The sequence below is a fragment of the Streptomyces sp. NBC_00425 genome, assembly GCF_036030735.1.
GTDB lineage: Bacteria > Actinomycetota > Actinomycetes > Streptomycetales > Streptomycetaceae > Streptomyces.
In genome coordinates this window covers 7,046,775-7,067,125 of sequence record NZ_CP107928.1, presented here as the reverse complement: position 1 = coordinate 7,067,125, position 20,351 = coordinate 7,046,775, and the positions used below count along the sequence as shown (strand labels likewise).

The following is a 20,351-nucleotide window of genomic DNA, read 5'->3' as shown; positions in this document are numbered from 1 at the left end:
AGGCCGACCGGAAGTTCAGGCCGCGGGCACGCGCAGCGCGGCCAGCACCGGCAGGTGATCGGTGGCCGCGCGCAGGTCGGACTCGGTGACGCCGGGCAGTCCGGCCGGCACCCCGCAGCCCAGCACCTCCACGGCCTTCGTCGCGAAGATCCCGTCGATGCGGCGGTCCGGGCCGGTGGCCGGGAAGGTGTGCTCGGCGCCCCAGGGGGCGGCGGTGCGGCAGTCCTTGAGGGCCGCCGCGAGCCGGCCGAAGGTGCGGCCTTCAGGCCCTTCGTTGATGTCGCCGCCCACGATCGCGTGCTCCACGCCCAGACCGGCCAGCCGGTCGAGGAGCAGGCCGCCGTGCTCACGGCGCTCGGCCGCCGTCAGTCCCAGATGGCAGCTGACGACGCCCAGGCGGGCGCCCGCGAAGCGGACCACGGCCGTCGCCAGACCCCGGCGGAACTGGCCCGGGGTGAGCGGCAGCAGCACGTCCTCGGTGCGTTCGACGGTCGCCCGCAGTGAACACAGGACGGCGGGACCGGCCGCCGTGCCGCCGCCGGTGAGGATCACCTGACCGGAGGCGGCCGCGAGACGGGCGAGCTTCTTGCGCCAGCGGAAGAAGAGCGGGGACTCCTGGACGAGCACCAGGTCGGGGGCGCAGGCCGTGATCACCCGCGCGAGGGCGTCGGTGTCGTCCCGCATCGAGCGGACGTTGTAGCTGAGGACCCGGATGACGGCCGAACCGTCCGGCTCGGTGCGGGAGTTGGGAAGCGGCGACGTCGTCGGCATGGTGATCAAGATACGCCGCCCCGTCCCGTACGTCCGTAAAAGCGAACGGGGGCCGCGAGCAGCCCCCGTGTGGACGCAGACGCCCGGTACGACTAAATGATCGGGTCGGGCTCCCTCGCCAGGTCCGCCGCGCCGACCAGCCCCGCCTTGTTGCCGAGCTGCGCCGCGATGACGTCGGCCACCGGGCGCCAGTTGCCGCCTACCAGCCAGCGCTTGTACGACTTGCGGATCGGGTCGAGGACCAGGTCGCCCTCGTCCGAGAGCCCGCCGCCGACGATGAACGCGGACGGGTCGAAGAGCGACGCCAGGTCGGCGAGGCCGGCGCCGGCCCAGCGGGCGAGCTCGCGGTAGGAGTCCACGGCGACCGGGTCGCCCTGCCGGGCGGCCATGGAGATGTGCTTGCCCTCGATGCCGTCGGGGCTGCCGTCGCCGAGCCCGAGCAGCACCTCGGCGCGCTCGGGGGTGGCGTTGGCGCGCTGCTTGGCGTAGCGCACCAGGGCGCGGCCGGAGGCGTACTGCTCCCAGCAGCCCTGCGAGCCGCAGCCGCACAGCAGGCCGTCCGGCACCATCCGGATGTGGCCGAACTCGGCGGCCACGCCGAAGTGCCCCCGGCGCAGCTTGTTGCCGATGATGATGCCGCCGCCGAGGCCGGTGCCGAGGGTGATGCAGATGACGTTGCGGTGGCCCTTGCCGGCGCCGAACTTGTACTCGCCCCAGGCGGCGGCGTTGGCGTCGTTCTCCACGACCACGGGGAGACCCACGCGGGCCTCGACCTTCTCCTTCAGCGGCTCCTGGCGCCAGTCGATGTTGGGCGCGAAGTAGACCGTCGAGCGCTGGCGGTTGACATAACCGGCCGCGCCGATGCCCACACCGACGATGGCGTGCCCCACGCGCGCGCCGTCGACGGCGGCGGCGATGGCGTCCACGATGCCCTCGGGCGTGCCCGGGGTCGGCACCTGGTGGGTCGAGAGGATGTTGCCTTCCTCGTCGACCACGCCGGCCGCGATCTTCGTGCCGCCGATGTCGACGCCGATGGTGAGTCCCATGAATCCCTCAGTTCCGGTCGAGCCCCGCTACGGTCAACCGTACCCGAGGCCCTGCCGTCGAAGGGCTTCAGTCCAAGTCGATGCGCTGGCCGGGACCGGTGCCGTCACCGTCGTCGCGTCCCGGTCCGGGCGGCTCGTCCCGCGGGTCGTTCGCGTCGGCCGTCCAGCGGCCCTCCTGGGTCTGGACGGCGGAGCGGTAGGCGGCGAGGAGTTCGGTTCCGGCCGCCGCGAGGTGGTCGAAAACGTCGGGATTGCGCTCGATCACGGGTTCCACGGCCGCCTTGGCCTGCTGGACGACCTGGCGGACGACCTGCTGGGCGGCGGGTCCGGCGACCGCCGTGAGCAGCGGGGACTGCAGAGAGGACAGTTTGTCGCCGACGGCGTCGAGGAGCTTGCGCAGCTCCTCGGCGGCCGAGCCCTGGGGCGGACCGTACTCCGCGCGGCGGCGGGCCTTCTCCGCCGCCAGATCCTCGGCGGCGGCGGTGGCCCAGGCGTCGGCGTCGCTCACGCGGGGCGGCACGTCGGCGGACTCGGTCCCGGCGGGCTGCCCTGCGGCGTCGGGCGTGGGGCGCTCTTCGCTCATGGCGGACTCCTGACGACTCCTGGTGGACGGCGCCGGTCTGCGGCTCGTCACTCCGACGTTACCCGAACGGCGGTATGCCGTTCACTGTCCGCGCGGCCACAGCCCGGGATCCGGGGCGAAGCGCACGCACAGCTCGCCGTCGCGCAGGGCGGCGCCGTCGACCCCGCAGCGGCGCAGCACGGAGGGCAGCGCGACGATGCGACGGAACGCTCCGGCGCTGACGACGAGTTCGTCGCCGCGCCGGACGAGGTCGAGTTCCTCGCGTATGGCGCCGGGCAGCGGGATGTGCCAGACGAGCACGCCGTCCTGGGCGAGCCGGTCGACGACGGGCCACTCGACCGGGGAGGCCGCCGGGTTGACGGCGGGGACGGCGAGCGCGGCGAGGTCCTCGGCCCCCCGGGGGTCGTGGCCGAGGTGGGCGACGGTCGCCGCGTCGGACCACTCGCCGAGGGCCTTGTGCTGCTGGGCGGCGATCCCGGTGAGCGGTCCGGTGTGCGGTCCGGTGTGCGCCGCCTCCTCGGGCAGCACGCGGTTGGCGACGAGCGCCTCGACGGGCAGGGCGCGCAAGGCGAGGCCCAGGCGGGCCTCGCGGACGGCGTCGACGCCCGCCGGTCCGGGCTCGGCGACCAGGCGGACGGCGGTGCGGCGGTCGGCGAGGACGGCCTCGACGGCGGCCAGCTCCAGGTCCCAGCGGGCGGTCGTCTCGTACAGCTGCTCGGCGGGCATCGGCACTCCGGCGAGCCGGCCGAGCATGGGGCGCAGGGCGCGGGCCGCCTGGCGTTCCGGTGGGAGCAGCCGGCGCAGGTAGCGGCGCAGCTCCTCGGGGAGGGCCAGCAGGGCGAGGGCCTGCGGGGCGGGCGGCAGATCGACGACGAGGAGGTCGTGGGCCTCGGCGAGGGCGGCGTCCCGCAGTGCGCGCAGCAGGGTCAGTTCCTCGGCGCCGGGCAGCGGGGTGACCTCCTCCGGGTCGAGCCGGGAGGCGCCGACCAGGTCGAGGAGGGTGGCGGCGCGGTCCTGGAAGCCGGTGAGGTCGTCGCGGAAGCCGGCGGCCGCGTCGGGACGCCAGGCGGTGAGGCCGGGGGCGACCCGTACGGGGCTCGGCCCGGTCCGCGTCCCGAGCGCCGCGCCGAGGGTGTCGGAGCGGTCGGCGCTGAGGACGAGGGTGCGGATGCCTCCGGCGGCTGCGTGGTGAGCGGTGGCGGCCGCGATCGTCGTACGGCCGCTGCCGCCGGGGCCGGTGATCAGGAGGGTGCGCATGGTGGGGAACGGTACCTGTCGTGGCGCCCTGGGGGCTGCGCCCCGGAACCCCCGCCCCGGCCCGTCAGGGGCCTCGTCCTCGATCGCAGGACAGGCCGACGGCGAACGTGCCCGAGGCGGGGACCGCCTACTTCTCGCCCGACTCCACGCGCTTCTTCAGGCCCGCCAGCGCGCGGTCGATGATGACCTTCTCCGCCTTGCGCTTGATCATGCCCAGCATGGGGATCTTGACGTCCACGGTCAGCCGGTAGGTGACCTGGGTGCCGCCGGCGCCGGCCGGCTTGAGGAGGTAGGAGCCGTCGAGCTGGCGCAGCATCTGGGACTTCACCAGCGTCCAGGACACCTCGTGCTCGCCGGTCCAGGTGTAGCCGAGGACCTGGTCGTCCTTGATCGCGCCGGCGTCCATGACCAGACGGACCTGTTCGGCGCGGCCCTGGCCGTCCTCCTTGAGGACCTCGGCCTGCTTCACCTCTCCGGTCCAGTCGGGGTAGCGGGCGAAGTCGGCGATCACCGCCATGACGTCGGCCGGTGCCGCCTCGATCGTGATGCTCGAGCTGGTGTGTTCCGCCATCGCCGTGGCTCCTTGGGATACGGGCCCGTAAAGGTACGTGGGTGCAGCGTGAAGGCTACCGCGCGGCCCGCCGGGCGAGTTCACCACTCCAGCGCCCAGGGCTTCCCGCTGCCCGCGAAGTGGCCGACGTTCACGCACTCGGTGGCCCCGATCCGCATCCGGCGGGCGAGCGGCTGGTGGACATGGCCGAACAGGGAGTAGCGGGGGCGGGTGCGGCGGATCGCGTCGAGCAGGGCGCGGCTGCCCCGTTCGAAGCGGCGGGCCACGGTGTCGTAGACGAGTTCCGGCACCTCCGGCGGGATGTGGGTGCACAGCACGTCCACTTCGCCGACGGCCTCGATCTTGGCGGCGTACTCCTCGTCGCTGATCTCGTAGGGGGTGCGCATCGGCGTCCTCAGGCCGCCGCCCACGAAGCCGAAGACGCGTCCGCCGATCTCCGCCCGCTGCCCGTCGAGGACGGTCGTGCCGGGTCCGGCGAACTCGGGCCACAGCTGCGGCATGTCGACGTTGCCGTAGGTGGCGTAGGTCGGGGTCGGGAACGCCGGGAACATCTCGCCGTACTGCTTGCGGACCGCCTTCTCGATCAGCGCGGCCCGGTCGCCGCCGACGCCGGCCCACAGCCGGCCGCCGAGCTCGCGGGCCTCCTCGAAGCGGCGGGCGGTGCGCAGCTCGACGAGACGGTCGGCGTTCTCCACGCCGAACAGGTCGGGGAAGATCCCGCGGGAGTGGTCGGCGTAGTCCAGGAACAGGACGAGGTCGCCCAGGCAGATCAGCGCGTCCGCGCCCTCTCCGGCGCGGGCGAGATCGCGCGCGTTGCCGTGCACGTCGCTGACCACGTGGATGCGTGTCCGGCGGTTCTCGGGCGGTGTGGATGCCATGTCGATCAAGGGTAGGCGTGTGCGGCATATGTGAACAGTGGCGGCCCGGATACCGGTTACTGGCCAGTCAGTAAAGTGGTGGACTACTGTCGCCCGGTAGACACCAATCTGTGTGACGCAGCGAACATCTCGTCGGACCCCCCTGTCGAAGAGGCCATACCGACGGGTAACGTCCGGGCAGTCCAGTTGTGCTCAGGTTTTCAACCACGGAGATTCCGGCCACGGAGATTCCGCCGAGACATCTGAGCGCATGCCCGAGCCATGGACCGCATCGTCGCATCGCACAACGTCGTGGCGCCGGCGCCCTATGAGGAGCAGCAGTCTTGCGCGAGTTCAGCCTTCCGGCTTTGTACGAGGTCCCTGCGGACGGCAATCTGACCGACATCGTCCGCAGAAACGCCGCGCAGCACCCCGAGGTCGCCGTCATCGCCCGCAAGGTGGACGGCGTCTGGCAGGACGTGACGGCCACGGCGTTCCTCGCCGAGGTGCACGCCGCCGCCAAGGGTCTCATCGCCTCCGGCGTCCAGCCCGGCGACCGGGTGGGCCTGATGTCGCGCACCCGCTACGAGTGGACGCTGCTCGACTTCGCGATCTGGTGCGCGGGCGCGGTCACCGTCCCGGTGTACGAGACCAGCTCCCCGGAGCAGGTGCAGTGGATCCTCTCGGACTCCGGGGCGACGGCCGTCGTCGTCGAGCTGGACGCCCACGCGGCGGCCGTGGAGTCGGTGCGCGAGTCGCTGCCCGCGCTGAAGCACGTCTGGCAGATCGAGGCCGGCGGCGTCGAGGAGCTCGGGCGGCTCGGCAGGGACGTCTCGGACGAGGCCGTCGAGGAGCGCAGCTCGCTGGCCAAGGCCGACGACCCGGCGACCATCGTCTACACCTCCGGCACGACCGGCCGGCCCAAGGGCTGTGTGCTCACCCACCGCAGCTTCTTCGCCGAGTGCGGGAACGTCGTGGAGCGACTGCGGCCGCTGTTCCGCACCGGCGAGTGCAGCGTCCTGCTGTTCCTGCCCCTCGCGCACGTCTTCGGCCGACTGGTGCAGATCGCCCCGATGATGGCGCCGATCAAGCTCGGCACCGTCCCGGACATCAAGAACCTCACCGACGAGCTGGCGTCCTTCCGCCCGACGCTGATCCTGGGCGTGCCGCGGGTCTTCGAGAAGGTCTACAACTCCGCGCGCGCCAAGGCGCAGGCGGACGGCAAGGGCGCGATCTTCGACAAGGCGGCGGACACCGCGATCGCCTACAGCAGGGCCCTGGAGCTGCCGGCCGGCCCGCCGCTGAAGCTGAAGATCAAGCACAAGGTCTTCGACCGGCTCGTCTACAGCAAGCTGCGCGCGGTGCTCGGCGGCAGGGGCGAGTACGCGATCTCCGGCGGCGCCCCGCTGGGCGAGCGCCTCGGTCACTTCTTCCGCGGCATCGGCTTCACCGTCCTGGAGGGCTACGGCCTCACGGAGTCCTGCGCCGCGACCGCCTTCAACCCGTGGGACCGTCAGAAGATCGGCACGGTCGGCCAGCCGCTGCCCGGCTCGGTCGTGCGGATCGCGGACGACGGCGAGGTGCTGCTGCACGGCGAGCACCTGTTCAAGGAGTACTGGAACAACCCGGGCGCCACCGCGGAGGCGCTGGCCGACGGCTGGTTCCACACGGGTGACATCGGCACCCTTGACGAGGACGGCTACCTCGCGATCACCGGCCGCAAGAAGGAGATCATCGTCACCGCGGGCGGCAAGAACGTCGCGCCTGCCGTGATCGAGGACCGCATCCGGGCGCACGCGCTGGTCGCGGAGTGCATGGTGGTGGGCGACGGGCGGCCGTTCGTGGGCGCGCTGATCACCATCGACGAGGAGTTCCTGGGCCGTTGGGCCTCCGATCACGGCAAGCCGGCGGGCTCGACCGCGGCGTCGCTGCGCGATGACGCCGACCTTCAGGCCGCCGTCCAGTCGGCGATCGACGACGGCAACGCCGCGGTCTCGAAAGCGGAATCGGTGCGGAAGTTCCGCATTCTCTCCTCCCAGTTCACGGAGGACTCGGGCCACCTCACGCCGTCGCTGAAGCTCAAGCGCAACGTGGTGGCGAAGGACTACGCGGGCGAGATCGAGGCGATCTACGCCAAGTGACGTGCTCGGCGCACCTCCTGGTGGGGTGTCATGGCGCGGCGTCCTCAACGAGGACCCGCGCCATCGTGCGTTCGGCGAGCGCGGTGATGGTGACGAACGGGTTCACCCCGATGTTGCCGGGCACCAGCGACCCGTCGGTGACGTACAGCTTCGAGTAGCCCTTCACCCGGCCGTAGTCGTCGGTCGCCTTCCCCAGCACGCAGCCGCCGAGCGGGTGGTAGGTGAAGTCGTCGGCGAAGACCTTGTTGGACGTGCCGAACAGGTCGTAGCGGTAGATCGTGGCGTTCGCCGCGTTGACCCGGTCGAACAGTTTCTTCGCCATGGCCACCGAGACCGCGCTCTGTGCGGCGCTCCAGCCGAGCTTCACCCCGCCGGACGCGGCGTCGTACGTGAAGGAGGCCCGCTGCGGGTTCTTGGTGATCGCCAGATAGAGGCTGACCCAGTGTTCCAGCCCCGTGGGCAGCGGGGCGATCTCGGCGAAGACGGGGTTGGCGGCGTTCGCCCAGTCGTCGATGCCCATGACCGGCATGGTCGACTGGTTGGCCCCGACGGTGTCCCACAGGTGGTTGGCCCGGCCGAGCATGACGTTGCCGTTGGTTCCCCAGCCCGCCCCGACGCTCGCGTTCAGCGCGGGCAGCGTGCCGGTCTCCCGGGCGCGGACGAGGAGTTCGCTGGTGCCGAGGCTGCCGGCGCCGAGGAAGAGATAGGTGCAGCCGTACTGCTTGGTCTCGACGATCCGGCCCGTGTCGTCGATGCGGTCGGCGGTCAGGACGTACGTCCCGTCGTTCGCCCGGCTGACCGCGCGCACCTTCTCCATGGTGTGGATCGTGACGTTGCCGGTGCCGAGCGCGGACGCCAGGTACGTCTTGTCGAGGCTGCGCTTGCCGTGGTTGTTGCCGTAGATGACCTCCTGGCCGAGCGCGGACTTCACGGCGGTGCCCGCCGCCTCGCGCTGCATGTAGTCGAAGTCGTAGACGCTGGGCACGAACGTGGTCTTCAGCCCGGCTTTCGCCGCGTGCTTGCGGGAGACCCGGCTGAACCGGTACCACTCGGTCGACTCGAACCAGGCGGGGTCCACGGTGTTGACGCCGAGCATGGCGCGGGCGCGCGGGAAGTACGTCGCGTACATCTCCGCCGCGTCCACGGTGGGGAACTGCTCGGCGAAGTAGGACTGCAGCGGAGTGACCGCCATCGAGCCGTTGACCAGGGAGCCGCCGCCGACGCCCCGGCCCACGAAGACGGACATGTCGTCGAAGTGCACGCGGTCCAGGACACCGGGGTAGCGGGCGATGTCCTTGTTGACGAGGTCCAGCCACAGGAAGGTGGCGAGGGGCGCCTCGGTGCGGGTGCGGAACCACATGGACCGCTGGTCGGGGGAGGCGGTGTTGCAGAACACTTTGCCGTCGGCGCCGGCCGTGTTCCACAGCCGGCCCATCTCGAGGACGAGGGTGCGGATGCCGGCCTGGCCCAGTCGGAGGGCGGCGACGGCGGCGCCGTAACCGGAGCCGACGATGATCGCCGGGGCGGATTCGACCGCTGCGGGCTCGTCGGCGCGGGCCGACTGCAGGCCCACGCGGGTGAAGCCGAGGGTGGCCGCCGTCTGCAGGGCGGCCATACCAAGGATTTGACGTCTCGTCAGCTGACGCTGCATCAGTTTGGCTGTCATGTGCGCAGCATCGGCGGATTGCCGCCGTCCGGCTAGTGCCGCGGAGGGCAAAGATGGGACAGGTCGGAAAAAACCGAGCAGAGACGGTCCCGAGCGAACGATCCGGGACGGTCCGCACAGTGGCGTCGCCGGGCGAAACCTCCGCGGACGCGCCCTACGCCGGGTCGACGAGGAGGGTCCGCAGCTTCTCCGCCAGCAGGTCCCAGCGCCATCGCTCCTCCACCCACTGCCGCCCGCGCTCCCCCATCCGGCGGCGCAGCTCGGCGTCCCCGAGCAGGACGACGATCCGTTCGGCGGCCTCGGCCGGCGAGCCGCCGCGCACCACCCAGCCCGTCTCCCCGTCGAGCACCGCGTCGGGCGCGCCCCCGGAGTCGCCGGCGACGACGGGCAGTCCGGTAGCCGAGGCCTCCAGGTAGACGATTCCGAGGCCTTCGACGTCGAGGCCGCCACGCCGCGTCCGGCACGGCATCGCGAACACGTCCCCGGCGCCGTAGTGGGCGGGCAGCTCGGACCAGGGCACAGAGCCCGTGAAGCGGACCGAGCCCGCGACTCCCGTCTCGCGCGCGAGCCGGCGCAGGTCCTTCTCGTAGGGACCGCCCCCGACGACCAGCAGCACGGCGTCCGGCTGGGCGGCCAGGATCCGGGGCATGGCCAGGATCAGCGTGTCCTGGCCCTTGCGCGGCACCAGCCGCGAGACGCACACCACCACCGGCCGGTCGGTCAGCCCGAGCCGCGCACGGACCTCGTCGCCGCCCGAGCCCGGGTGGAAGGTCTTCTCGTCGACGCCCGGCGGCAGCTGCGTCATCCGCCCGGCCGCCTCGGCGCTCAGCGCCGTCGCGATCCGCGAGCGGGTGTACTCGCCCAGGTAGGTGATCGTGTCCGTGGCCTCGCCGATCCGGCCCAGCAGCTGCCGGGCGGCGGGCAACTGCGCCCATCCGGCCTCGTGCCCGTGGGTGGTGGCCACCAGCCGCTCGGCGCCCGCCCTGCGCAGCGCCGGCGCCATCAGCCCGAGCGGCGCGGCCGCCCCGAACCACACCGAGGTGCAGCCGTGCTCCCGCAGCAGCCCGGCGGCCCGACGGGTCGCTCCGGGCGTCGGCAGGAGCATCGTCGTGGAGTCCCGGACGACGGTGAAGGGCTGCTCCGCGTCGAAGGCGGCCGTCGCCTCGACGCCCTCGCGGGAGCGCTTCCAGGTCGACGCGTAGACGACGAGGCGGTCGGGGTCGAGGCGGAGCGCCATGTTGTGCAGGAACGCCTGGATGCCGCCCGGGCGGGGCGGGAAGTCGTTCGTCACGATCAGGGTCTTGTGCATCGCAGCCGACCCTATCCAAACGCTGTTCACCGCCGCGTCCGGCCGCGCTCGACAGCCCGCGGGGGGATCATGGCGCTCACGGGCGCCCGAGCGGACGGGCGAACAGGAACGGACGGCTCCCGGTGCAGATGACGGACGCGGGACGGCCCCTGACGGGCCTGCTGACGACCTGGGGCATGACCCGGCTCGTCCTGCTGCTCTTCGTCTTCAAGGTCCTCGAGTTCCCCGGCCCCGACGTCACCAGCGACGTCTGGGCCACCTACCGGGACTGGTACGAGGGCTTGCGCGGCGGCGCGTTCCCGGCGGCCGACGTCACCTGGCAGTACCCGCCCGCCGCCGCCCTCGCGATCCTCTCCCCGGGCCTGCTGCCCTTCCTCGACTACGCGTCGGCGTTCTTCGTGCTGGCCTTCCTCGCCGACCTCGCCGTCCTCATGCTCCTGCTGCACACGGGTCTGCGCCCCGGCCGGTCGCTGCGCGGCGCCTGGCTGTGGACGGCGGGCGCCGCGCTGCTCGGCCCGACCCTGTACTCCCGCTACGACGTGATGGTGACGGCGGTCGCGGTCGGCGCGCTGGTGGCCGGCGTACGGCGGCCCGCCGTGATGGGTGCGCTGACGGGCTTCGCGGCGCTGCTCAAGGTCTGGCCGGTGCTGCTGCTGGCGGGCGCCGTGCGCAGGCGGGCCTGGGGCGCGGCGGCGGTGACGGCCCTCGCGCTGTCCGCCCTGTTCGCGCTGGCCATGCCCGGCGCCTTCGGATTCCTCGCCTTCCAGCGCGACCGGGGCACCGAGGTGGAGTCCGTGGGCGCTCTCGTCCTCCATGTCGCGCGGCGGTTCGGCTGGCCGGGCGAGGTGCTGTTCCGCTACGGCTCGCTGGAGTTCACCGGGCCGTACGTGGACGTGGTGAACGACGTGGCGCTGGGGCTCACAGTGCTCGCGTCGGGCTGGCTGCTGCTGTGGCGGTGGCGGAGCCGGCTGACCGCGAGGTGCCTCGGACCGCGTCCGCTCGCCGAGGCGGCCTTCACGGCGGTGCTGCTGTTCACCGTCACCAGCCGGGTGATCAGTCCGCAGTACCTGGTGTGGCTGATCGGCCTCGCGGCGGTCTGCCTGTGCTTCCGCGACAGCCGGATGACCCTTCCGGCCGGCCTGGTCCTGGCTGCCGCGGCGGTGACGGTGCTCGAGTTCCCGGTCCTGTTCGAGGACGTCGTCGCGAGCACCCTCCTCGGCGTCTGCCTGATGGTCCTGCGCAACGGGCTGCTGGTGGCCGCCGCCCTCACCGCAGCGGTACGTCTGTGGCGCTCGACGGCGCCGACGCCCGTGCCCGCCGGCTCCGGCGGCCCGGGCGGTCAGACGGCCCGCGCCGGCGAGCGCAACGTCTCCTCCTGACCTGGCCGCCACGCCCGCCGCAGCACCGCGGCCACCGCCGCGCACTGCACCGCCATCCCGAGCGTCAGGGCCAGGCACACCCCGGGCAGCCCCCATTCCGAGAGCCCGTACGCCAGCGGCAGCTGGACGGCGGCGCCCAGTACGGTCACCCGCAGCAGCACGGGCGCACCGCCGCTTCCCTCGAAGACCCCGCCCAGAGCGATGAATCCGCCCATGAGCAGGAGGTAGGGCCCGATGCAGCGCAGGAAGACCACCCCCTGATGGGCCACCGCGGGGCCGGAGCCGAAGGCGGCCATGACGACGGGGGCCGTCACGCTCAGCAGCAGGGCGGCCGCGAGACCCGCGCAGCCCGAGACGAGCACCGCCTGCAACCCGATCGCCCGCCGCACCCGCGCGGTCGCGGCCGCTCCCGGGCGCAGGGCCGGCGTTCCGGCCGCGCCCAGCGTGTGCGCGGTGTGGATGGACGCCGCCTGGCGGACCGCGTAGAACGCCATGGTCGCCACGTACAGCACCTTGTAGGCGATCGCGTAGGCGGCCACCGCCGTCACTCCGAGCCTCGCCACGACCGCCACCAGGGCCAGCGTTCCGGCCTGCCGCACGGTGAAGTCCGCCGACATGGGCAGCCCGGTGGTCAGCGTCCGCCGCAGGGAGGCGGCGACGCCGAGGGCGGGCGGGGCGCCGGCGGCCTCCCTCGGCAGGGGGGCGCGGCGCAGGGCGAGCAGCCCGGTTCCGAGGGCGACGGCCCGGCACGCCACCGTGGAGGCGGCGGCGCCCGGGACGCCGTACAGGTGGATGAACAGCGGGTCGCAGAGCAGGATGAGGCCGTTCGCCAGCAGGGCCAGCCGCATCGGGGTCCTGGTGTCGCCCGCGCCCTTGAGGATGCCGTCCACGAGCTGCTGGGCGAAGAAGACGGCGATGCCCGGCATCGAGACGGCGAAGTAGGAGACGGCGAGCGGGAGGGCCGGGCCGCCGTCCCCGCCGAGGACCAGCCGGGACAGCGGCTCGCGCAGCAGGAAGCCGCCGGCCGCGACCACGGGGGTGATCGCCGCGCACAGCGCCCAGCCGCCCCGGACCGCCGCGCGCACCGCCGCCGGGTCCCGCGCCCCTCGGGCATGCGCGACCAGCACCGTCGTCCCCGAGGCGAACACCAGCGCGACGCCGAGCAGCACGTTCTCGGCGTTGGTCGCGACCGCGACGGCGGCGACCGCCGGCCCGCCGAGGCGGGACACCCAGAACGTGTTGATGATCCCGGCGGCCACGGAGGCCAGCAGGGACAGGTAGACCGGGTGGGCGAGCGAGACGAGTCGTCTGCGATGGCTGTCCATGACGGATCCCCCTGGGACGGGCCGCCCCGGCGCGCGACCCTGATCGAGATGCCGGGATACCTCTAATCGAGGTAGCTCGATAAGAGGTAACATGGGGACGCCGAGACCGCAAGGAGTGTCATGCTCGAGCTGTCGATCCTCGGGTTCCTCGCCGAGGAGCCCCTGCACGGGTACGAGTTGAAGGAGCGCATCAAGGCCCTGACCGGCCACGTCCGCCCGGTCAGCGACGGCGCCCTCTACCCGGCGATCAACCGGCTCGTCGCCGCCGGCACGCTCGACCAGCACACCGAGGACGGCGCGAGCGCGGCCCCCCGCCGGGTCCTGACCCTCACCGAGCAGGGCCGCGCAGACCTGCTGGAACGCCTGCGGCGGCCGAAACAGGCCGAGATCACCGACCAGGTCCGCTTCAACACCGTCCTGGCGTTCCTGCGGCACCTGCCCGACCGCCTGGAACAGGCCGCCGTCCTGCAGCGCCGCCTGGACTTCCTGCAGACGCCGACGAGCTTCTTCTACGACGACGGCGAGCCCGTCCGGGCGGAACAGGCGCACGACCTGTTCCGGCAGGGCATGCTGCGCGTCGCACGGGCCACGGGCCGGGCGGAGCGACACTGGCTGCACGAGGCGATCGCGGAACTGACCCGCCCGGACCCCGGGTGACCGCGCCGCTTCGCCGCGGACCGGGCCGAACCGGCCCCGCGGGCAGTCCCGCCGGCCCGCAGTCCCACTGATCCGCAGTCCCGGCGGCCAGCAGTCCCGCCGATCCGCAGTCCCGCCGGTCCGACGCGGGTCAGCCGAGCTGCGACTTCAGGTAGGCCTGCCAGTCCGCCGTGAACTCCGCCAGGGTGACGCCGAGCGTGCTGCGCAGCGCGCTCTCCACCGCCCCCGACCGCTTCCCGTGCGCCCCCACCGCCCGGTAGAAGGCGTCGAGTCTCACCTCGCCCCACCGATCGGCGACCATGCGGCAGGCCAGCCAGCCGCCCTCGTAGGCCGTGGCCAGCCGCTCGGTGTCGCCCGTGAAGCCGAAGTCGCCGTCGGCGGGCAGCGCCGCCGACGCCTTCCCCTCGGTGACGGCTCGCTGGAGTTCCGGCGCGGCCTCGGCGGGCGTGCGGCCGGTGTCGCGGTAGCCGACCCAGTCGGCGTACCCCTCGGACAGCCACAGCGGGGTGGCGGCGTTGGTGTGGGCGCGCGTCGCGACGTGCGTCGTCTCATGGGTGAGGACCACCTGGCGGCCGACCCGGCCGAGCATGGCGTACGCGTCGGGGTTGACGATGACCCGGTCCGCGGGCGCCTTGGCGCCGCCGCCCGTCTCGCCGGTCGTGACCGCGGCTATCCCCCGGTAGGAGGAGGCCGGCGAGCCGAGCAGCGCCGCCATGCCGTCCAGCGACTTCGGCACGAGGACGACGACGTGCCCGGCCCAGTCGGTGCCCCACGCGGCCGAGACCTCGGGGACGGCGTCGTCGGCCAGCCCGGCGAAGGCCCGCAGCCGCTCGTCGGTCTGACCGACCCCCAGCACCAGGCTGTGCGCGCCCCGCACGACGCGCACCGCGCCCTGGTCCCAGAGTTGCTGGGCGGCCTTCCCGGCGGGCTTCTCCGAAGCCACCGACCACCGCCCGGAGCCGTCGCGGGCCAGGCGCAGGGTACGGCCCACGGTCACCGGCGCCCGGTCGTAGCCCGCCACCCGGTAGCTGAGCTCGGCGTCGGCGGTGGCGGCGTCCCCGGCGCGGTGCAGGGCCGTCACCCGGTAGGACCAGGCCGCCAGCGGCACGGCCCGCAGCGAGGCGTACCCGGTCGCGGTCCCGGTGGCCGCGTAGGCACGCGCGTCATGTCCGAGGACCGCGGCGGCCCGCCGGTCCAGGACCCGCTGGACGTCGGCCCGCGCATGGTCCGGTCCGGCGCGCCCGCCGCAGGCGACCAACCCGACGAACAGCGGGGCCAGCAGCAGGCAGAGCCCGCGCACCCCGGCGCCGCGCGCCCGCCTTCGACCAGCCATTCTCCCGATCGTACGGCGGCAGGGGCCGGTGGGACCCGGTCAGGGCCTGGTGACGGACGACACCGGCATCATCCCGACCGGGTCGTAGCGCACCGGCGCGCCCGGGTAGGGAGCGTGGATGACCTGCCCGTTGCCGACGTACATGCCGACGTGGCTGGCGTCGGAGCGGTAGGTGACGATGTCGCCGGGCTGTGCCTGGGAGAGCGGCACCCGGCGTCCGGCGTGCGCCTGGGCCTGCGAGGTGCGCGGCAGGGAGACCCCGGCCTGCGCGTACGACCACTGCATGAGGCCCGAGCAGTCGAATCCGGAGGGGCCGTTGGCGCCCCAGATGTACGGCTTGCCGAGCGCGGAGCGCACGGCGGCCACGGCCGCGCCCGCCCGGCCCGACGCGGGTACGGCGCCGGTGAGGTCCGGCAGGCCGTCGCGGCCGGACCGGGAGGCCCGGTCGTAGGCGGCGCGTTCGTCGGACGGCAGCGAGTCGAGCAACTGCCGGGCCCTGGCGAGTTTCTGCTCCACGCTCTGCTTGTGACGCGTGACGGCCTTGCGGCTCTTCTCCAGCTCGGCGAGCTTGCGGGCGGCCTCCGAGCGCTCCTGGGCGAGTTCGCGCAGCGCGCTCTGCAGGGTGCGCAGTTCGCCGGCCTGGCGGGCGGTGACGCGGTCGAGGACGGACGCCTTGGCGAGGTACTCCTCGGGGTCGTCGGAGAACAGCAGCGCCAGCGAGGGGTCGAGGCCGCCGGAGCGGTACTGGGCGCCCGCCAGCGACCCGAGCTCGTCGCGCATGTCGTTGACGCGCGCCTGCTGGCGGGCGATGTGGTCCTGGGCCAGGCCGACCTGCTCCCGCAGGGTGTCTGCGCGCTCGTCGGCCTTGTTGAAGGCCTCGGTGGCCTTCTCGGCCTCCTCGTAGAGACGGTCCACCTCGGCACGGGTGTCGTCGTGCGGCGCGGCCGTGGCCGGTACGGCGGAGACGGCGCCGAGTGCGGCGGCCGCGACGGACAGCACGCTCAGGGCGCTGCAGGCGCCCCGGTCGAACCCGGACTGTGCAAGGCGACGATGGGACCCCACGGGAAGCCGCGCTCCTTCCACCGGCGGACAGAACGCGGCAGACAGTAGCCCCGCGACAGGGGGTCGGCCAAAGACCTCGGCGGGCACGCACAGTGACGCCCCGCCGCTGACGCAGGTCACCGGCGGGGCGTGGGGTCACTTCTCGTCGCCACGATTCGCCCGTTCGGGCGGCGTGGTGTCCCGATCTTGAGGACGGTCAGATCCGGACGCCGAACTGGAACGGCATGTTGTCGATCGACTCGTAGCGCACGACGGTGTTGGTGCGCGGGGCGTGCAGCACCTGGCCGTTGCCCGCGTACAGGCCGACGTGGTGCTGGTCGCCGTAGAAGATGACCAGGTCGCCGACCTTGAGGTCGGACTTGCTGTAGATGCGCGTGCCGTCGTTGGCCTGGGCCTGCGAGGTACGCGAGATGTGGACGCCCGCCTGGCCGTAGGCCCAGGAGGTCAGGCCCGAGCAGTCGTACGTGGCGGTCCCGGTGGCGCCGTACTGGTACGGCTTGCCGAGCTGCGTCTGGGCGGCGCGGAAGGCGGCCATGGCGAAGCCGGAGCCAGGCGGAGTGTCGCCGAGGTCGACCCGATCTCCGGCGTCGCGGCTGGCGCGGGCGTCGGCGGCGGAGAGGGCCGCCTTCTCCTTGGCCGTCAGCGTGTTGAGGAGCTTCTGCGCCTCGGCCAGCTTCCCCTGGACTTCCTTCTTCTTCTTGCCCAGCTCGGTGCGGGTGGTGGCGAGGTCCTTGAGCTTGGTGGACGCCTCGCTGCGCTCCTGCGCGAGCTCGCGCTGCTTCTCCTGGATCTTCTTCAGCGCCTCGACCTGCTGGGCGCTGAGCTGGTCGGCGGCGGACGCCTTGTCCAGGTAGTCGTCCGGGTTCGAGGAGAGGAGCAGCTGCAGGGAGGGGTCGATGGAGCCGGTGCGGTACTGGGCCGCGGCCGCCAGGCCCATGGAGTCACGCAGCTCGTTGAGGTCTGCCTGACCGCGGGCGACGTTGTCCTGGATGGTGGAGATCTCCTTCTGGAGCTTCTCCTGCTTCTCCTTGGCCCCGTTGTACGTCTCGGTGGCCTGCTCCGCCTCTTCGTAGAGCTTGTCGACCTTGCTCTTGACCTCGTCCTTGGTGAGCTTCTCGCTGGGCGCCGCGTTGGCGGCCTGGGAGCTCAGCACGACGGCAGCGGCGGCTGCGGTGGTCAGCACGGTCACGCGCGCGCGACTCGGCTGCTTCGGTCGACGATGGGACGCCACGGAGACGGGCTCCTTCTTTTGAGTGATCACCCGTTTGGAGGTTCGATCACCAGACCTTAGTGACCTTCCCGTGATCAGTTCAAATCCCCCGGCAGAAAAAACCCATCACGCAACGCAGTTTTTTCACACAACTCACGTGCAGTGATTGACCGATTGACGCTACGTTGCGTGACGATTCCGCCAATTCGGTCATTGAGCCCGCAACTTCGACCTTCAGGACAGTCGCTTCAGAAGCACCGCGGAAGCCACCGGTCGGGCACCCGCCTTCGCGATCCCGTCGGCCACCTCACGGTCGGTCGAGGCGACGATGACCGGCCGGCCGGGCGGCTCGGCCCGCACCAGCTGCCGGATCAGCTCGTCGGCCGTGATCCCCGGCTTGGAGAACAGCACCCGCACCCCGCGCGGCGGCGCGAGCAGCACCGGAGCGACGAGCTCGGCGCCGTCGAAGACACAGGTGACCTCGGCGCCGGTCTGCGCGGCGAGTTGCGAGAGCTGGCCGAGCAGCCGCAGCCGCTGCTTCTCCAACGGCATCTGCGGATAGCCGGTCTTGGTGACGTTGTACCCGTCGACCACGAGATGCGCCTGCGGCAGTGCGAGCAACTGATCGAGAATGGCCGGATCGTGCTCCGACAGGGCCCGTGCGGCGATGTCCTTCGGCGTCATTCGTCCTGGTTCGACCGCGTCGACGGTCTCCGCGGGCCGCACCGACACCGGCGGCAGCGCCAGTTCGCGCCGCAGCCCCTGGGCCGCGTCGAGCACCGTGTCCAGCAGCAGCCGCACCCGCATGTCCTCGACGCTGCGCCCCTCACGGGCGGCGCGCCGGGCGGCTTCCAGAGCGGCCTCGGCCTCCCCCAGGCGCGCCTTCAGCCGCCGTGACTCGCTCTCCGCGGCGGACACCTGGGCGTGCCCCTCGGCGCGCCCGGCCTCCATCTCGCCCTGCACCTTGCGCAGGGCCGCCTCGCCGCGCTTGACGTCACTGAGGGCCGACCGCAGCTTGCGGTGCAGCGACTCCGTCTCCTTCTTCGCCGCGTCCAGCTCGGCGCGCAGCCGCTCGGTGTCCGACCGGGTCTGCTCCCGTGCCTGCTCGAGCTCCTCGCGCAGCCGCTCCAGTTCGGCGCGGCTCTCCTCGTCGGCCCGCTCGGCGTCGGCCCGCAGGGCCTCCTCGCCGGCCGACGTCACCAGCTTCACCCAGCCGACGGGCCGCAGAACATAGGCCGCGGCCGCCACGTCGAGCGGGTCCGCGGCCGGGGTGGGCGAGCCGGAGTCGAGAGCGCCGGACAGTTCCGGCTGGGCCTCTCTGAACTTCTCGGCGATGCGCTGTCTGAACAGCGGATCGGTCTCCAGCGCGGCCGCCATCGCGTTGCCCGCGAACTTGGCGCGCCGGTTGGGCGCGAAACGGGCGTACTGGCGCAACTGGGCGGGCAGTTCGCCGACGGTCAGTCCGCCGAAGCCGTCGGAGACGATCGTGACGACCCTGCGCCGCACGCCGTCCGGCAGCGGACGGTCGAGCATCTCGGCGGCGCCGTCGCCCGGCCCCCCGCCTGCGCTCTCCACCATCCGTCACACCCCAATACTGTGCGGGCCCTCCCCCGCTCTCGACTTCACTCGAGCGGGGGGACCCCGTCGTCAGGAACCGGCGCCCGGCCGATCCACGAGTTCCACCTGGTCCACGGCATTGCACCAGCGACACCGCACCGACTCGATGGTCTCACTGACCACCTCGCGCTCCTCGACCTTCGGCTCGCCCGCGAGGTCCAGGTGCACGTACTCGACGACCTTCGACGAGCGCGTCACGTCGAACCGCGTGAGGTTGCCGCAGAGAGTGCAGCGCCACCGCGTGGCGGCGGTCGGCAGGGGAACCGTCATCGTGACTTTCCACTTCCTTCTGGTGTCGTGCTCGCTGTGCCGGGTCGGGCCCAAGGCTCCCCCGTGCGTGTGGCTCGTAACCCTACGGCCTGGCGGGTACCCGCCGCCCGTCCGTCCACGGCGACCGTGCGGCGGCGAGGCGCTCCGGGCAGGTGCGTCCCGTTACGTCATGCTCTGTACCCATGATCAGCAACTGGAACGGGACGGTCGGCAGAGCGGTCAGGAACCCCTCGGCGCCGGTGACCTACGGACTGATCGCCCTGTGCTGCCTGATCTTCCTGGTCAGCCCCGCCTCGGGCCTCGATCCGGCGTACGGGGCCGGCGACGAGCTGGTGGCCGCCCAGCGGGCCTATTTCCGGCGCTGGGGCGTGGTGCCCGCCGAGCTCTTCGAGGGCGCGCCCCGGGCCGTCCTCACCCCCGCGACCGCGCTCTTCGTCCACGGCAGCTGGGTGCACCTGCTGGGCAACATGCTCTTCCTCTACGTCTTCGGGGCGATGACCGAGGACCGGATGGGCCGCGTCGAGTTCGCGCTCTTCACCGTCGGCTGCGGCTATCTGGCCCTGCTGGGCTACGCCGCCGCCGACGCCGGGTCGTCGCAGTCCCTGGTCGGCGCCTCCGGGGCGATCTCCGCGGTGCTCGGCGCGTTTCTGTACCTGTTCCCCCGGGCGCGGGTCACCAGCCTCCTTCCGTTCCTGTTCTTCCTGCCGCTGCGCTTCCCGGCGTGGGTCGTGCTGCCCTTCTGGGCGGCCGTGCAGTGGATGGCGGCGGGACAGGCGCCCAGGGGCCCGGGGGTGGCCTATCTGGCGCACCTGGTGGGCTTCGGCCTGGGGCTCCTCTACGCGTGGGCGCGTTTCGGGATCGGGAAGGGTCCGCCGGGCCGCCCGGGAAGGGCGGCGGCCGGCGACAGGCGGGCGGCTAGAGTGAGGGCCGCCCCAGCTCCGGCCTCCGAGGGAGAGAACCAGCCGTGATCACCGCGATCGTCCTCATCAAGACCAGCGTGGACCGGATCCCCGAGATCGCCGAGCGGATCGCCTCGCTGGAGTCCGTGAGCGAGGTCTTCTCCGTGACGGGGACCTACGACCTCATCGCGATGGTCCGGGTGAAGCAGCACGAGGACCTCGCCGAGGTCATCCCGGGCAGCATCAGCAAGATCCCCGGGGTCGAGGGGACGGACACCCACGTCGCGTTCCGCACGTACTCGCAGCACGACCTCGAGGCGGCGTTCGCCATCGGCCTGGACTCGTAGACTCCGCGGGTCGGGCGCCCGGCCGCGCAGCTCCCCGCGCCCCTGAGGGGG

At 72.6% G+C, this 20,351-nt stretch carries 19 protein-coding genes; 5 read left to right on the top strand and 14 right to left on the bottom strand.

Annotation, left to right across the window (positions count from 1 at the left end; all coding sequences use genetic code 11):
- Window positions 1-15: 15 nt before the first annotated feature.
- The 6 genes from OHS82_RS30990 to OHS82_RS30965 form a co-directional block, all read right to left on the bottom strand.
- Window positions 16-771 carry an endonuclease/exonuclease/phosphatase family protein gene (locus OHS82_RS30990; RefSeq protein WP_057579978.1) on the bottom strand — a complete coding sequence of 252 codons (756 nt, stop codon included), beginning with the start codon at window positions 769-771 and terminating at the stop codon, window positions 16-18.
- Between the two features lie 92 nt (window positions 772-863).
- Window positions 864-1,817 carry an ROK family glucokinase gene (locus OHS82_RS30985; protein WP_057579976.1) on the bottom strand — a complete coding sequence of 318 codons (954 nt, stop codon included), beginning with the start codon at window positions 1,815-1,817 and terminating at the stop codon, window positions 864-866.
- 67 nt (window positions 1,818-1,884) lie between these two features.
- Window positions 1,885-2,400: a DUF5304 domain-containing protein gene (locus tag OHS82_RS30980; protein ID WP_057579974.1), complete on the bottom strand. Its 516-nt coding sequence runs from the start codon at window positions 2,398-2,400 to the stop codon at window positions 1,885-1,887.
- 81 nt (window positions 2,401-2,481) lie between these two features.
- Entirely contained in the window at window positions 2,482-3,657 is a 1,176-nt protein-coding gene (locus OHS82_RS30975; protein WP_328435021.1) for an ArsA family ATPase, read from the bottom strand.
- Window positions 3,658-3,784: 127 nt separating this feature from the next.
- Entirely contained in the window at window positions 3,785-4,228 is a 444-nt protein-coding gene (locus OHS82_RS30970; protein WP_057579970.1) for an SRPBCC family protein, read from the bottom strand.
- Between the two features lie 80 nt (window positions 4,229-4,308).
- Window positions 4,309-5,064, bottom strand: a complete 756-nt coding sequence (locus tag OHS82_RS30965) for a metallophosphoesterase family protein (protein WP_057579968.1) — start codon at window positions 5,062-5,064, stop codon at window positions 4,309-4,311.
- Window positions 5,065-5,429: 365 nt separating this feature from the next.
- On the opposite strand from OHS82_RS30965, the gene OHS82_RS30960 reads away from it, so the two are divergent.
- Window positions 5,430-7,226: an AMP-dependent synthetase/ligase gene (locus tag OHS82_RS30960; protein WP_328435020.1), complete on the top strand. Its 1,797-nt coding sequence runs from the start codon at window positions 5,430-5,432 to the stop codon at window positions 7,224-7,226.
- Window positions 7,227-7,254: 28 nt separating this feature from the next.
- On the opposite strand, the gene OHS82_RS30955 is transcribed toward OHS82_RS30960, so the two are convergent.
- Both OHS82_RS30955 and OHS82_RS30950 read right to left on the bottom strand, forming a co-directional pair.
- The gene (locus OHS82_RS30955; protein ID WP_057579963.1) at window positions 7,255-8,841 is read right to left on the bottom strand and encodes a GMC oxidoreductase; all 1,587 of its coding nucleotides are present in this window, start codon (window positions 8,839-8,841) and stop codon (window positions 7,255-7,257) included.
- 205 nt (window positions 8,842-9,046) lie between these two features.
- Window positions 9,047-10,201 (bottom strand): glycosyltransferase family 4 protein, encoded by a 1,155-nt coding sequence (locus OHS82_RS30950; protein ID WP_328435019.1) that lies wholly within the window; start codon window positions 10,199-10,201, stop codon window positions 9,047-9,049.
- 122 nt (window positions 10,202-10,323) lie between these two features.
- On the opposite strand from OHS82_RS30950, the gene OHS82_RS30945 reads away from it, so the two are divergent.
- On the top strand, window positions 10,324-11,580 hold the full coding sequence (locus OHS82_RS30945) for a glycosyltransferase 87 family protein (RefSeq protein ID WP_443041033.1): 1,257 nt from the start codon (window positions 10,324-10,326) through the stop codon (window positions 11,578-11,580).
- On the opposite strand, the gene OHS82_RS30940 is transcribed toward OHS82_RS30945, so the two are convergent.
- Window positions 11,541-12,905, bottom strand: a complete 1,365-nt coding sequence (locus OHS82_RS30940) for an MATE family efflux transporter (protein WP_328435018.1) — start codon at window positions 12,903-12,905, stop codon at window positions 11,541-11,543. The genes OHS82_RS30945 and OHS82_RS30940 overlap by 40 nt on opposite strands.
- A 120-nt stretch (window positions 12,906-13,025) precedes the next feature.
- On the opposite strand from OHS82_RS30940, the gene OHS82_RS30935 reads away from it, so the two are divergent.
- Window positions 13,026-13,562 (top strand): PadR family transcriptional regulator, encoded by a 537-nt coding sequence (locus OHS82_RS30935; protein WP_328435017.1) that lies wholly within the window; start codon window positions 13,026-13,028, stop codon window positions 13,560-13,562.
- Between the two features lie 130 nt (window positions 13,563-13,692).
- Here OHS82_RS30935 and OHS82_RS30930 read toward each other — a convergent pair whose 3' ends face one another.
- From OHS82_RS30930 to OHS82_RS30910, 5 genes are all read right to left on the bottom strand, one after another.
- Window positions 13,693-14,895, bottom strand: a complete 1,203-nt coding sequence (locus tag OHS82_RS30930) for a hypothetical protein (protein WP_328435016.1) — start codon at window positions 14,893-14,895, stop codon at window positions 13,693-13,695.
- A 39-nt stretch (window positions 14,896-14,934) separates the two neighbouring features.
- The gene (locus OHS82_RS30925; protein WP_057579954.1) at window positions 14,935-15,957 is read right to left on the bottom strand and encodes a C40 family peptidase; all 1,023 of its coding nucleotides are present in this window, start codon (window positions 15,955-15,957) and stop codon (window positions 14,935-14,937) included.
- 196 nt (window positions 15,958-16,153) lie between these two features.
- Window positions 16,154-17,188 carry a C40 family peptidase gene (locus OHS82_RS30920; protein ID WP_057579951.1) on the bottom strand — a complete coding sequence of 345 codons (1,035 nt, stop codon included), beginning with the start codon at window positions 17,186-17,188 and terminating at the stop codon, window positions 16,154-16,156.
- Between the two features lie 213 nt (window positions 17,189-17,401).
- Window positions 17,402-18,745, bottom strand: a complete 1,344-nt coding sequence (locus OHS82_RS30915; protein ID WP_057579950.1) for an NYN domain-containing protein — start codon at window positions 18,743-18,745, stop codon at window positions 17,402-17,404.
- Between the two features lie 69 nt (window positions 18,746-18,814).
- On the bottom strand, window positions 18,815-19,054 hold the full coding sequence (locus tag OHS82_RS30910) for a hypothetical protein (RefSeq protein ID WP_020129990.1): 240 nt from the start codon (window positions 19,052-19,054) through the stop codon (window positions 18,815-18,817).
- Between the two features lie 182 nt (window positions 19,055-19,236).
- Between OHS82_RS30910 and OHS82_RS30905 the strand changes: the two genes are divergently transcribed.
- Both OHS82_RS30905 and OHS82_RS30900 read left to right on the top strand, forming a co-directional pair.
- Window positions 19,237-20,022, top strand: coding sequence for a rhomboid family intramembrane serine protease (locus tag OHS82_RS30905; RefSeq protein ID WP_057579948.1), 786 nt, complete (start codon window positions 19,237-19,239; stop codon window positions 20,020-20,022).
- Window positions 20,019-20,300: an Lrp/AsnC family transcriptional regulator gene (locus OHS82_RS30900; protein ID WP_057579946.1), complete on the top strand. Its 282-nt coding sequence runs from the start codon at window positions 20,019-20,021 to the stop codon at window positions 20,298-20,300. The genes OHS82_RS30905 and OHS82_RS30900 overlap by 4 nt, the downstream gene beginning before the upstream one ends.
- The last annotated feature ends 51 nt before the right edge of the window (window positions 20,301-20,351 follow it).